Below are 12730 nucleotides of genomic sequence, written 5' to 3'. Positions count from 1 at the left end.
GCAAAAATGTTACGGAGAGCGCGACGGACCCTACGGACCAGCACGCGCTCGCGTCGGGGTCCGGGCCGCTTGGCGCGTGACCGTTTCAGCGGCACGATGCGTCAGCATCCTGAGCCGCTCATATCAGTCGCGGCCGTTCGGCTCGAATATGGGCACCTGCGGCGCGGACTCGCGGTCGAAGAGGCCAAGAAGGCGGGGATCATCGGCGAGTTCGAGCATCTGGCGAACAGGGGAGAACCCGGCCCGGCGATAAAAGCCCATGGCTTTGGGATGGTCGATCGTATTGGTGTGGAGCCAGAGCCGGTCGATGTCGAGACCAAAGGCGAAGCGCAACAGCCTGTCCATCATAAAGCGCGCGGCACCCGTTCCGACCAAATCCGATACGACGCCGAAATAGACGAGTTCGGCGCTGCCCGGCTCGGATAGGTCGAGTTCGGCAAGCCCCATCGGCGTGTCCCCGTCGAAGAGAACGTGAATCACGGTCGCCTCATTGCCGATCTTCGCGGCGATCGCCGCATCGCCGAGGCTCAAGCGTTGATACCAGAGATGCGCCGTCCCGACTTTTCGAAGCAAGGCAACGTACCAACCAAGCTCCGGCCGGTCGACGCGCTCGAAACGCCAGTTCGGCGAAGCGGCCGGCGCCGGCTCACCGCTCGGGGCACAGCGGCATTCGAGGATCGTCGCGATCGCGGCGATTTTGCCGGGCGGAATGTCGGTGAAGCCATCGGGGAGCGTCATGGGTAACGTCTTGCGCATCAGGGATCGAGAGATAGGCCGAAGCCGGAACGGGCTTGCATTTGCCACAGCCACGGTCTTCCTGCCAATGGCGCGGCGATCGGGGCGCCTCGTCTTGCCCGTTTTCTCGCGGCTGCCGGCATTGGATAAGGAGACGTATGATGGCTTTGCCCAAAGGAAGCGACAGGATCGAGCACCTTCGTCGGCGGATCAGGACGCAGTTGAAGGCGTCGCTTAAGGGGGCCTTCAACGGTCTCGGCCTCATCATCGTCGGCGCGCTCATGGGCCAGCCTGCCTTGGCCGGCAATTCTGCCGCCGATCATCTCGTCGTCACGCTCGGAACCAGCCTGACGGCTGCCGATCCCGATCCGCAGAAGAACTGGCAGGTCGCCTTGGAAAAGGGGCTCGAAGAGCGCCTGGGCGAACCTGTGACCGTGGTCAACAAGGGCATCAGCGGTGGGTCCTCGCAAGACGGCATCCAATATGTGCTCGACGATGCGGTCGCCCTTCACCCCGAGGTCGTCACGATCGAATATGCGATGAACGACGCCTATTCGCCCTATGATATCTCACTCGAAGAGAGCGAAGCGAATATCCGTCATATCGTCGAAGCCTTTCGCTCGGCCGATCCCGATGTCGATATCTTCCTCATGACGATGAACCCGATCGTGCCCGGCACGCCCCACGCCGCCGACCGGCCGAACCTCGACGCCTATTACGATCTTCGCAGGCGTCTTGCCAACGATTCCGATCTCGACGTCCATCTGATCGACGTGACGCCAAATTGGGGCGACGCGACCTATGCCAAGATGCCGGACGGGCTGCATCCCAGCCTTGCGGCGGCGGAGCGATATCTGGTTCCGATGATGATCGAGGCACTCGGCGACGCGATGGAAGTCAACACCAAGACCGACTGAACATCGAAGCATTCATTCAGCGCAAAAAAGACAAAAGGCACCGCGATCGGTTCGCGGTGCCTTTTGTCATGGTCGAGACTTTGTCGGGCGTCAGCAGACCATCCTTGGAAGACGATCAAAGCCGCTCAAGCACCGCGCGGGCTTCGCTACGGAGCCCGACTGAAACAGTCGGACACCGTATCAGCCGTTCGATGCCAGCAGGAAGTCCGGCATATGGCCGTCGTCCTCACCGCCATCGGAAGACGACGATGTGTCATCGCTCTTGGCCGTCTTGCGCGGACGTCCGGGCTTGCGCTTCGGCTTTTCCTCGCCGTCCGCGCTTGTAGCCTTTGTCGTCTTTTTCGCAGGCGTCGCCGTACCGGTCTCGCTCTTGCGCGGACGGCCCCGGCGGCGTGGCTTCACTTCGCCCTCTTCCGTCGTTTCCGCGGACGCGTCGGCTGAAGCCTCGGCCTCGTTGGATACGGTCTCGCGACGAGCCTTGGCAGGCGCTTCTTCCGCAGCACTCGAGCGCGCCGCGACCGGCTCCGCCTCAGCAACGCGGTTGTCGGCCGCCTCGGCCTCCATGGCGGCGGGCTTCGGCGCCTCTTCGCTATGGACGATCACCGGCTGCGGGCCGGTTCCTGGAACGGGCTGTTCGGCGACGATTTCGCGCTCGCGGTCACGGTCTCGATCGCGGCGGGGACGCTGACCCTCGTCATCGCGGTCCCGATTGCGATCCCGGCGATCCTGATTGTCGCGTTGATCGCGATTGTTACGGCGATCCCTGCGGTCCTGACCATCGCGACCCTGCCCATCACGGCCTTGTCCATCGCGATGACCGTCACGATCGCGCCCGGTATCCCGGTCGCGGCCACCATTGTCCCGATTGTTGTCGCGGTCGCGGCGCTCGAAACGATCCTGGCGGTCGTTCCGATCGTTCCGATCCTGGCGATCATTGGAGCGATCATGACGCTCGGAGACGTAATCCGTCCCGTCCTCATCATCCTCGTCATCCTCGCGCTGGTCCCGATCGTCGCGTTGCGGCTGCGATTGCGCCTGGGCCGAGGCGATGATCCGGTTGTAGTGCTCCGCATGCTGGAGGTAGTTCTCGGCCATCACGCGGTCGCCGGATGCTGCGGCATCGCGCGCCAGCGTGGAATATTTTTCGGCCACATGCTGGGCGGTGCCGCGAATCTTAACGTCAGGACCGTTCGACTCATAGCTCCGGGTCAGCGGATTGGGACCCTTGCGTCCGCGTCCGCGCATACGGTTCTTCTGCTGTCCTGGCCTCATACTCTTCCTGTGTCATGGTGACCGGATCCATGCCGGTCAGCCCCTCTTGTCGATTTGAGAGAGCGGGCATCGCCATGCCCGGTTGTGCGGTCATCGTCTCGTCGAGACCGCGAACGAAATGAATCAGCTTCGCTTATGCCGGGCGTTTGTCGCGCACCTCCGGCCCCCAACGGTCTGCGCTCGTCTGGCGCGACACGTTGCCTGTCACCGATCTAGGATCGCTAGCGATCCGAACCGATCGGGACGCCCCTCGTAAAATTTCCGCTGTTTGACGAAACCCTAGTCAGGAAATCGTCGCGTCACAAGTGCCTTTATCGCTTTTGCAGCCTCTTTCAGCGCGGTCCGATGCATTGAAGCCGCATATCTGTTTACTCGATGCGTTACCGAAGCCGCGTGAAATGAAGGCCGCGCGGAATGCCCGTCAGATCGGATCGTGCTTCGGCCAATGAGAATCCAGCCGCAGCAAAGAGCATCTCAACATCGTGTTCCTGGCCTTGGCCGATCTCGAGGAGCACGGAGCCATCGTCGCGCAGGACGCGGGCAGCATCTGCGGCCAAAGCCCGATAAGCATCGAGCCCATCCTCGCCGCCGTCGAGAGCGGCCATCGGATCGTGAAAACGAACCTCCGCCGCCAGCCCATCAATATCAGCATGTCGAATATAGGGTGGATTGGAGATCACGCAATCGAGCGGGCCGCCGATGCCAGCGAGAAAATCCGTGCGCACCAGCATGAGGCGGTCCGATACGCCAATGCGGCTTGCATTCGTGCGGGCGGTCAGAAGCGCGCCCGGCGCGATATCGGATGCAATTGCCCTGGCCTCGCCGAGAGCCGAAAGGATAGAAATCGCGATGGCGCCGGTTCCTGTGCCAATATCAGCGAAACAACAGCCTTGCCCCGCTGCGGCACGCGCCGAGAGCACCTCCAGCGCCATTTCAACGATCGTCTCGGTATCCGGGCGCGGCTCCAGCGTCTCCGGTGACAGGTCGAATTCGTGCTCGTAGAAACCGCGTCTCCCGATGATGCGAAAGACCGGCTCGCCAGCGATCCGTCGATCGAGAAGGCGAGCGAAGCGCTCGCCCGCATCATCGGACAGCACCGAGCGGCGATTCAACGAAAGCTCCATAGGTGGAAGGCCCGCGGCTTCGGCAAGAAGAAGCCGCGAATCGAGGCTATGATCGGTTTCAAGCCCGGCCGCCAAAAGCTTTGCGGCCCCGGCCTTCAGCCAGTCCCCAACCGTCTCCGGCCGATCCGGCTCAGCCATCGGCGACGGCCGCGAGCTGACGCGCCTGATGCTCGGCGACCAGCGCGTCGACGAGCTCGTCCATCTCGCCCTCGATGACCCGATCGAGCTTGTAGAGCGTCAGATTGATCCGATGGTCGGTCACGCGCCCTTGCGGGAAGTTATAGGTGCGGATGCGCTCCGACCGATCGCCCGAACCGACCTGGCTCTTGCGCGCGGCCGAACGCTCCTCATCCGCCTTCTGGCGCTCCATGTCGTAGAGCCGGGCCTTGAGCACCTGCATCGCCTGGGCACGGTTCTGATGCTGGGATTTTTCCGACGAGGTGACGACGATGCCCGTCGGCAAATGGGTGATGCGGACAGCCGAATCGGTGGTGTTCACATGCTGACCGCCGGCCCCTGAGGCACGCATCGTATCGATACGAATATCTTCCTGGCGGATGTCGATATCGATGTCCTCGGCCTCCGGCAGGACGGCAACGGTTGCGGCGGAGGTGTGGATGCGCCCGCCCGATTCGGTTTCGGGCACGCGTTGGACGCGGTGAACGCCGGATTCGAATTTCAGCTTCGAGAAGACACTCGGACCGCGAATGGCCGCGATGACTTCCTTATAGCCGCCGACCTCACCTTCGCTCGCCGACAGAACCTCCACCTTCCAGCGGTTAAGCTCGGCATAGCGCTGATACATCCGGTAAAGATCACCGGCAAAAAGGCCGGCTTCCGAGCCACCGGTCCCGGCGCGAATTTCCAGGATGGCGCCTTTGGCGTCGGCCGCGTCCTTGGGCAGGAGGAGAAGCTGGATGCGCTCGCGAAGGCCTTCGCGCCGCTCCTTCAGATCGTCAATCTCGTCTTCGGCAAGAGCCCGCATCTCGCGGTCGGCGCCAGGATCGGCGAGAAGCGCGCGCGCATCGTCGAGTTCGGTCTCCAGCGAGCGGAATTCGCGGATCGCGCCGACGACCTCTTCGAGCGAGGAATATTCGGCCGCAAGCTTGGCATAAACCGCATGGTCCGGTCCTTTGGCCATTTCCGCTTCCAGATGGGCGAAGCGGGCCAGGATCTCGTTGAGGGTCGCGGTCGGCAGACTGGCCATGCAATTGACGCTTTCGAAACAGGTATCGGCTTTGGGAATGTCTTCAAGCCAGCCGAATTGTGGGAACGCCGTCCCACAATTGGCCGTCGGGCGTCTCGCTCCCTTCCCATAAAGCTGGAAGGACAGCGAAGCGCAGCTGGTCGGACCAGCCTCGCTAGATCGGCACGCCGCCCGCCCGTGCGAAATCAGCGAGCTCGGCCTTTAGATCGGCCATCGGCGCCTGCGATGCAAGATGCCGCTCAACGATCGCACGGACCGCGCCGACATCAAGTTCAAGAAGCATCGACTTGACTGGGCCGATCGAGGGCGGCGCCATGGAGATCGAGCGGAAACCGATCGCCACGAGGGCCATGGTCGCGATGGGACGGCCGGCCATCTCACCGCATAGGGTCACCGGCACGTCATGCCGATGCCCGGCATCGACGATATCCTTCAGCGCCCTCAAGAAGGCTGGAGAGAGATCGGAAAAGCGATTGGCCACCCGCGGATTGCCGCGATCGACCGCGTTGAAGAACTGGAAGAGATCGTTCGAGCCAACCGAGGCGAAGTCGAGAAGCGCCATCACCTCGTCGAGCTGATAGAGCAATCCCGGTACCTCGATCATCGCGCCGATCTTGACCGCTTTCGGACTCTCATGGCCGAAGCGATGGAGATGAGCCCGCTCCAGATCGACAAGCTCTCGCGCAGCACGCAATTCGGCGGCGTCGGTAATCATCGGGAACATGATCCGCAATTCGCGACCCGCCGCCGCTTTCATCAACGCCCGCAGCTGGGTGCGCATCAAGCCGGGCCGGTCGAGCGCGAGGCGCACGGCGCGATAGCCGAGCGCGGGGTTCTCCTCCTGGAGCTGTGCGAGATAGGGAAGAAGCTTGTCGCCCCCCACATCGAGTGTGCGGAAGGTCACCGGCTTGTCGCCCGCCGCATCCAGAACCGCCGTATAAAGCCGCTGCTGATCGCTTGCTCGCGGCATGGTCGAGGCGACCATGAACTGAAGCTCGGTGCGGAAGAGGCCGATCCCCTCGGCGCCCGCTTCGGCGAGCTGCGGCAGATCAACGAGCAGGCCGGCATTCATCTGCAGATCGATGCGGACGCCGTCGCGCGTGACGCAAGGCTTGTCGCGAAGCCCCGCATAGCGCTCACGGCGCCGCGTTCGGAAGTCGATACGGTCGGCATAGGTCTCGGCGACATCGGACATCGGGCGCAAATGCACCTGACCATCCTCGCCGTCGACGATGGCCATGTCACCGTTTTCGGCCATGGAAACCGCGCCCGTCACCTGGCCGACCACGGGAATGCCGAGCGCACGGGCAACGATGACCACATGGCTGGTCGCCGCGCCTTCTTCCAGAACGAGGCCGCGCAGGCGCTCGCGGCGATAATCGAGGAGCTGGGCCGCGCCCATATTGCGCGCAATGACGATGGCGTCGTCGATTTCGTCGATCGCGCCATCGACGCGTCCGATCAGCTGACGAAGAAGCCGATTGGCGAGATCGTCGAAATCATGCATCCGCTCGCGGATGTAAGGGTCGGTCAGATGCATCATGCGCGCGCGCATGTCCGACTGAACCTTCTCGACCGCCGCCTCCGCCGTCAGCCCGTTGCGCACCGCCTCTTCCAGGCGCCGCACCCAGCCCCGGTCATGGGCGAACATCCGATAGGCTTCGAGCACCGCCCGATGCTCGCCTTCCGCCGCAATGTCTCGGCGCGCCAGCATGTTCTCGATCGACAGGCGAAGCTCGGCCAAGGCGTCGTTCAGCCGGAGAACCTCGTCTTCGGCATGTTCGTTGAAGAGGTTCGTGACGACGACGCGCGGCTCGTGGAGCACGACACGGCCAAGGCCGATCCCGTCGGAGAGCGTCACGCCCTCGAAGCTCACAGGGCGCGAGAGATCGAGCGTGACGCCCGGCCGCTGCAGCCCTTCCAAGCCACCGGCCGCGATCATCTCTGCGACGACCATCGCGACCGTTTCGAGCGCCTCGGACTCCTCCTCGCGATATTGCCGCGCCGACTTGTTCTGCACGACCAGGACGCCCAGCGTCCGTCCTGCCCTCAAGATCGGCACGCCGAGGAAAGACTTGTAGATTTCCTCGCCTGTTTCCGGGAGATAGGTGAAGGCGGGATGGTCTTGGGCCTGAGACAGGTTGAGAGGCCTGGCAGTGGCCGCGATCGTGCCGACGAGACCCTGACCAAGCTGCAATTGCGCCAGATGCACTGAGCCAGGGTTGAGGCCCTCGGTGGCGTAGAGTTCCAAGACGGAATCGGCCCGCAGAACATAGAGCGAGCAGACCTCGGCGACCATGTTCTCAGCAATCAGCTGCACGATCTTGTCGAGGCGAGCCTGCCGGTCGAGCGTATCGGCCATCAGCGCTCGAATGCTGCGCATCAGAACGCGCGGACCTGAGATGTCGCTTCCGATCACGCGAGTCTTCCGTATCCCGAACGCCAGTTCAGCCGATTGACCGACAAACGCCGATCCATGGCTCCGCCACCGCCCTGTGTGCCCCCGTCGCCCTATCGACCCGATGGGTGTGTTCCACCCTCTCTCGTCGACCGGCTCTCTTACGGCTGTCTTTAACGAGGCGGCAATCGGTCATCAAGACCGTTGACCGCCAAGACGAAAACTCAACTCTTAGTCGCGATCACAACAGCATTCGCGAGGGACGGCGCCTGGCCGGCCGCAGTCAAGCGACATGGGTCCTCTATGATCAGGCCTTGTCCAGACCATAGACGGCGTGGAGCGTGCGCACGGCGAGCTCCGTATAGTCGCCATCGATCAAAATTGAGATCTTGATCTCCGACGTCGTGATCGCGCGAATATTGATGCCGCGATCGGCGAGCGCCTTGAAGGCGGTGGCGGCGACACCCGTGTGGCTGCGCATGCCGACGCCGATGACCGACACCTTGGTGAGGCCGCTCTCGCTCTGCAGCACTTCGTACTGCATCTCGGCCTTGGCCTTGTCGAGAACGTCCTTGGCCTTCGCAAGGTCGCCGGCCGGCACGGTGAAGGTCATGTCCGTATAGGCGCCGGATTCGGACACGTTCTGGACGATCATGTCCACATTGACGCCCGCTTCGGCGAGCGGCCCGAAGATCGCGGCGGCGACGCCCGGACGATCGGACACGCGCCGCAACGAGATCTGCGCCTCGTCCCTGGCATAGGCGATACCGGTGACGACCTCTTGTTCCACGATGTCTTCCTCGTCGCAAATGAGCGTGCCCGGCGGATTGTCGAAATCCCCCATTCCGGGCGCATCCGGGTCTGTGAATGACGAACGCACGAAGGTGCGCACCTTATGGACCATGGCCAGTTCCACCGACCGCACCTGTAGAACCTTGGCGCCGAGCGAGGCCATTTCCAGCATTTCCTCGAAGGAGATGCGGGCCATGCGGCGCGCCTTCGGCTCGATGCGCGGGTCGGTGGTATAGACGCCGTCCACATCGGTATAGATGTCGCAGCGGTCGGCCTTCAGCGCGGCGGCCAGCGCAACGGCCGAAGTGTCCGAACCGCCCCGGCCGAGGGTCGAAATGCGGTTGTCGGGCGCAATGCCCTGGAAACCGGCGACGACCGCTACCTGCCCCTCGCCGAACCGGCGGACGATTTCGGAGCCGTCGATCTCGGCGATGCGGGCCGCGCCATGGGAACCGTCGGTCTTCAGCGGAATCTGCCAGCCGAGCCAGGAGCGCGCATTGACGCCCATATTCTGCAGCGTGATCGCCAGGAGCCCGGCCGTCACCTGCTCGCCGCTCGCCACCACGGCGTCATATTCACGGGCGTCATGCAGCGGACTCGCCTCGCGGCACCAGGCGACGAGTTCGTTGGTCTTGCCGGCCATTGCGGAGACGACGACGGCAACGTCGTGACCGGCATCGACCTCGCGTTTGACATGCCGGGCCACGTTCCGGATGCGGTCGAGGTCGGCGACGGACGTGCCACCGAATTTCAGAACGAGACGGGCCATGGGCGGTCTTGACGGTCTTCATACGGCCGCGGCGCCAGCTTAAGGCTGGACCCCGACGGAACAGGATCGGAACAAAGACCCCGAAAGAGCCCACGATTCGGGCCCTTTGGGTCGGCGGTTCCCTAACCGAGCCGAAACCGTTTGACAATGTCGCAGCGGCATCGCTTTGCCGATCGTTGACCTGGTGCCTTTTCCCGGTCACCCCTGCGGCATCCTTGGCCATGGAAGGACGCGGCGTCTCGCCCTAGCTGTCGGACCAGACCCTAGCGGGGCTTTCCTCGGCGCACGGATGGTGCGAACAGCAGGGTTCAAGGGAAAGAGCGAAGCAAGGAGCTTCACACGATGTCGACCACCGAAGGCGCCAGCTCGATCGATCGGGACGAAATCGAGCGGTTCTCGCGGCTCGCCGCCGAATGGTGGAACCCGAAGGGCAAGTTCAAGCCGCTCCACAAGTTCAATCCGGTTCGCCTCGATGCGATCCGCGAGCAGGTGGCGATGAACTTCAATCGTCCGCTCGACGAGACGAAACCCTTCTCCGGACTGACGCTTCTCGATATCGGCTGCGGCGGCGGCCTCATCGCCGAACCGATGCGCCGGCTCGGCTTCGAGGTCACGGCAGCGGACGCTTCCGAGACCAATATCGAGGTCGCCAAGCTCCATGCTGCCGAAAGCGGCCTCGACATCGACTATCGGGCGACGACCGCCGAGGCGATCGCGGCCGAGGGCAAGACCTTCGACGTCGTGCTCGCGCTGGAGATTGTCGAGCACGTCTCGGACGTCGACTTCTTCCTGACCACCTGCGCCAACATGGTCAGGCCGGGCGGCCTTCTCTTCGTCGCCACGATCAACCGCACGGCCAAGGCGCTCGCCTTCGCCATTGTCGGCGCCGAATATGTGCTCGGCTGGCTGCCTAAAGGCACGCATCAATATGAAAAGCTCGTGCGGCCCGAGGAAATCGCCGGGCCGGTCGGCGCGGCCGGCATGACGGTGATCGAGGAGATGGGCGTCGTCTATCACCCGCTCGCCGATGCCTGGCGGCGGTCTTCCGATACGTCGGTTAACTACATGACGGTGGCGCGGCAGCCGGAGGTCTGATCCCAGGCACCCGGCCGGGCGCCGGCGTCTGAGGCGGATGCTTTGCCGAGGGGCGAACTTGGCGTCCCGCAGGGTTGAAGCGGGCGTGAACGCAGGCCGTCTTGTCGAGACCCTGTTGCTCATGAGACCATTTCGCAGCGGCGATCGGGGGCGCGAGGCATGGCGGCAGACAGGTCTCACGAGGGGATGGCGGAAGACGCCGATTGCCTCGCCCCGAAGCCGGGAATGCCAGGGACGGACCCGTCCGGCCTCGATCTCTTCGAGGCGCTACCCGCCATTTCCAATTTCGAAGCCCTGCGTTCGGCCGACATCTATACGCCCCTGCCCGACGACTGGATGGTCGGGGTCGCCGACATTCGGGGATCGAGCGAGGTGATCGCGGCCGGCCAGTACAAGGCCGTCAACACGGTCGCCGCCGCATTGATCGCCGCCGTTTCGAACGCGCTTCCCGAGCGCGCCTTTCCCTTCGTCTTTGCCGGCGACGGCGCCGGCTTCGCCCTTCCCCCCGGCGAGGCTGAGAAAGGCCGGGAAGCGCTTCGCGCGGTGGCGGGCTGGGCGCGGGACGCGTTCGGCTTCGAGCTGCGCATCGCGGCGTTCGAGATCGGCATCTTGCGCGCCGCCGGACGCGACGTCCGGGTCGCCCGTTTCGCGGCCTCCGAAGACGTGGCCTATACGATGTTTTCGGGCGGCGGATTGGCGCTCGCCGAAGCCTGGATGAAGGCCGGTCATAACAGCCTCGACCCTCATGGACCCGACGAGGCGCGGCCCGACCTCACCGGCCTCTCCTGCCGCTTCGCCGATGTCCCGGCCAAGAACGGCACCATTCTTTCCGTCATCGTTCTTCCCACAGCGGACACGGACGATGCGGGCTTCGAGGCTCTCGTCTCTAAAATCCTCGCGATCGCGAAGTCGGACGAGGCCGACGCGCCACCGGTGTCGGACGAGACGCTCAAGCAGCGCTGGCCGCCGTCAGGCCTTGAGATCGAAGCCCACACGGTCGCCGCCAGCCGGCGTCTGCCCCATTGGGTCGCCCTTGGTTTCGTCGCCATCCGGACCCTCGTCGCTCATGCTATCTTCAAGCGCGCCCGCCCCTTGGGTGGCTTCGATCCGAAGCGTTACCGCGAACAGCTCGTGCGCAATTCCGATTTTCGCAAGTTCGACGACGGACTGCTTCTGACACTCGATTGCAGCACCGAGACCGCTGACAAAATCGAAGCGGCGATCGAGGCCGGGCGGATGGCGGGGACAGCGCGGGGCGGCGTTCATCGTCAAAGCTCCGCCCTCGTCACCTGTTTCGTGCCGACGCCCAGCCGGTCCGATCACGTCCACTTCGTCGATGGCGCAATGGGCGGCTATACGCTCGCCGCCCGCGCAGCCTTCGAGAAGGTGGAGAAAGCCCTACGTCCTGAGAGCATCGATTCCCGTCTTAAAGAGGCGGAAACGGGTTGATCGCGTGGAAATGATGGGTCGGACCGTGACCGCTGCCGACTTCCAGCTGATCGGCGGCCGCGATCGCGCCGCTTACATAGGCCTTGGCGCGCGACACGGCTTCGACCGCGTCGAATCCCAGCGCGAGCTGGACGGCCAGCGCCGAGGACAAGCTGCATCCCGTGCCGTGGGTGTTCTTGGTCGCGATCCGGGTCCCCTCGAAACGATGGGTTCCATCTGGCCTGGCTAGGACGTCCGGCGAGCCCTCTCCATCTTCGAGATGACCGCCTTTGAGAAGCGCCGAGCGACATCCGAGCGCCAGAAGCCGCGTGGCAGCGGCCTCCATGCGCCGCGATTCCCGGATGGGGGCTTCCGTCAGAAGCACGGCAGCCTCGGGAATGTTCGGCGTGATCATGGTCGACAGCGGGACGAGATCGGTGCGGATCACCTCGACCGTCTCGTCCGTAATCAGCGGATTTCCGCCTTTAGCGATCATGACCGGATCGAGCACGACGATCGCCGGGGCGTGGCGTTCGATCGCCCGCGCCACGATGCGGGCGATCTCCGCCGTGCCAAGCATGCCGATCTTGACCGCATCGACACGGATATCGTCGAAGATCGCGTCGATCTGAGCGGCGATGAAGGCGGGCGCGACCGACTCGACACCGGATACCCCTTGGGTATTCTGAGCGGTCAACGCCGTGATCGCCGCCATGGCATAGGCGCCATTGGCGGACATGGATTTGAGATCGGCCTGAATGCCGGCGCCGCCCGAAGGGTCGGAGCCTGCGATCGATAGGACATTCGGTATTCGCGCCAAGTCTTGTCCCCTTGCCGTCGGTCGGCATAGCCCGTCCTAAGCGGCGCCGATTCCGTTTGTCCCTTGCTTCGGTCTCTCCCCCTCGCGGCCTTCGGACACGCGGCCGAAAAGCCGAAAAACCTTTTAAGATCAAAAACTCATCAAGGCCAGCCCCAAAGGGGCGGGCCTTGACG

At 63.8% G+C, this 12730-nt stretch carries 10 protein-coding genes; 3 read left to right on the top strand and 7 right to left on the bottom strand.

Annotated elements, in window-relative coordinates; all coding sequences use genetic code 11:
* Nucleotides 1-123 precede the first annotated feature (123 nt).
* The gene (locus tag B9A15_RS00980) at nucleotides 124-738 is read right to left on the bottom strand and encodes a GNAT family N-acetyltransferase (protein WP_084408041.1); all 615 of its coding nucleotides are present in this window, start codon (nucleotides 736-738) and stop codon (nucleotides 124-126) included.
* 218 nt (nucleotides 739-956) lie between these two features.
* Between B9A15_RS00980 and B9A15_RS00975 the strand changes: the two genes are divergently transcribed.
* Nucleotides 957-1652, top strand: a complete 696-nt coding sequence (locus B9A15_RS00975) for an SGNH/GDSL hydrolase family protein (protein ID WP_170923124.1) — start codon at nucleotides 957-959, stop codon at nucleotides 1650-1652.
* Nucleotides 1653-1832: 180 nt separating this feature from the next.
* Here the strand turns inward: B9A15_RS00975 and B9A15_RS00970 are convergent, their stop codons facing one another.
* The 5 genes from B9A15_RS00970 to B9A15_RS00950 all read right to left on the bottom strand — a co-directional run bounded on the left by B9A15_RS00970 (nucleotide 1833) and on the right by B9A15_RS00950 (nucleotide 9214).
* Nucleotides 1833-2924, bottom strand: coding sequence for a DUF4167 domain-containing protein (locus B9A15_RS00970; protein WP_084408037.1), 1092 nt, complete (start codon nucleotides 2922-2924; stop codon nucleotides 1833-1835).
* Between the two features lie 380 nt (nucleotides 2925-3304).
* Nucleotides 3305-4186, bottom strand: a complete 882-nt coding sequence (gene prmC / locus B9A15_RS00965) for a peptide chain release factor N(5)-glutamine methyltransferase (RefSeq protein WP_084408035.1) — start codon at nucleotides 4184-4186, stop codon at nucleotides 3305-3307.
* A complete protein-coding gene (gene prfA, locus B9A15_RS00960) occupies nucleotides 4179-5255 on the bottom strand; it encodes a peptide chain release factor 1 (RefSeq protein WP_084408033.1) in 1077 nt (358 codons plus the stop codon). Before prfA ends, prmC begins: the two co-directional genes overlap by 8 nt.
* A 154-nt stretch (nucleotides 5256-5409) precedes the next feature.
* Nucleotides 5410-7671, bottom strand: a complete 2262-nt coding sequence (gene ptsP / locus B9A15_RS00955; RefSeq protein ID WP_425292941.1) for a phosphoenolpyruvate--protein phosphotransferase — start codon at nucleotides 7669-7671, stop codon at nucleotides 5410-5412.
* A 289-nt stretch (nucleotides 7672-7960) separates the two neighbouring features.
* Nucleotides 7961-9214, bottom strand: coding sequence for an aspartate kinase (locus B9A15_RS00950; RefSeq protein ID WP_084408031.1), 1254 nt, complete (start codon nucleotides 9212-9214; stop codon nucleotides 7961-7963).
* Between the two features lie 342 nt (nucleotides 9215-9556).
* Between B9A15_RS00950 and ubiG the strand changes: the two genes are divergently transcribed.
* Together ubiG and B9A15_RS00940 are read left to right on the top strand one after the other, a co-directional pair.
* Nucleotides 9557-10309: a bifunctional 2-polyprenyl-6-hydroxyphenol methylase/3-demethylubiquinol 3-O-methyltransferase UbiG gene (gene ubiG, locus B9A15_RS00945; protein ID WP_084408029.1), complete on the top strand. Its 753-nt coding sequence runs from the start codon at nucleotides 9557-9559 to the stop codon at nucleotides 10307-10309.
* Between the two features lie 159 nt (nucleotides 10310-10468).
* Nucleotides 10469-11758: a DUF3095 domain-containing protein gene (locus B9A15_RS00940; protein WP_139798141.1), complete on the top strand. Its 1290-nt coding sequence runs from the start codon at nucleotides 10469-10471 to the stop codon at nucleotides 11756-11758.
* Here B9A15_RS00940 and thiD read toward each other — a convergent pair.
* A complete protein-coding gene (gene thiD / locus B9A15_RS00935; protein ID WP_139798140.1) occupies nucleotides 11736-12557 on the bottom strand; it encodes a bifunctional hydroxymethylpyrimidine kinase/phosphomethylpyrimidine kinase in 822 nt (273 codons plus the stop codon). The genes B9A15_RS00940 and thiD overlap by 23 nt on opposite strands.
* Between the last annotated feature and the right edge of the window lie 173 nt (nucleotides 12558-12730).

Origin of the sequence: Fulvimarina manganoxydans (genome assembly GCF_900176465.1) — a bacterium.
GTDB classification, from domain to species: domain Bacteria; phylum Pseudomonadota; class Alphaproteobacteria; order Rhizobiales; family Rhizobiaceae; genus Fulvimarina; species Fulvimarina manganoxydans.
Note: the sequence above shows the minus strand (reverse complement) of the source record. Positions and strands in the feature narration are given on the sequence as shown.

What these genes read in the sequence shown, in the direction of transcription:
- B9A15_RS00980 (WP_084408041.1), bottom strand. Translation starts at nt 738, where the DNA reads ATGACGCTCCCCGATGGCTTCACCGACATTCCGCCCGGCAAAATCGCC.
- B9A15_RS00970 (WP_084408037.1), bottom strand. Translation starts at nt 2,924, where the DNA reads ATGAGGCCAGGACAGCAGAAGAACCGTATGCGCGGACGCGGACGCAAG.
- prmC (WP_084408035.1), bottom strand. Translation starts at nt 4,186, where the DNA reads ATGGCTGAGCCGGATCGGCCGGAGACGGTTGGGGACTGGCTGAAGGCC.
- prfA (WP_084408033.1), bottom strand. Translation starts at nt 5,255, where the DNA reads ATGGCCAGTCTGCCGACCGCGACCCTCAACGAGATCCTGGCCCGCTTC.
- B9A15_RS00950 (WP_084408031.1), bottom strand. Translation starts at nt 9,214, where the DNA reads ATGGCCCGTCTCGTTCTGAAATTCGGTGGCACGTCCGTCGCCGACCTC.
- ubiG (WP_084408029.1), top strand. Translation starts at nt 9,557, where the DNA reads ATGTCGACCACCGAAGGCGCCAGCTCGATCGATCGGGACGAAATCGAG.
- B9A15_RS00940 (WP_139798141.1), top strand. Translation starts at nt 10,469, where the DNA reads ATGGCGGCAGACAGGTCTCACGAGGGGATGGCGGAAGACGCCGATTGC.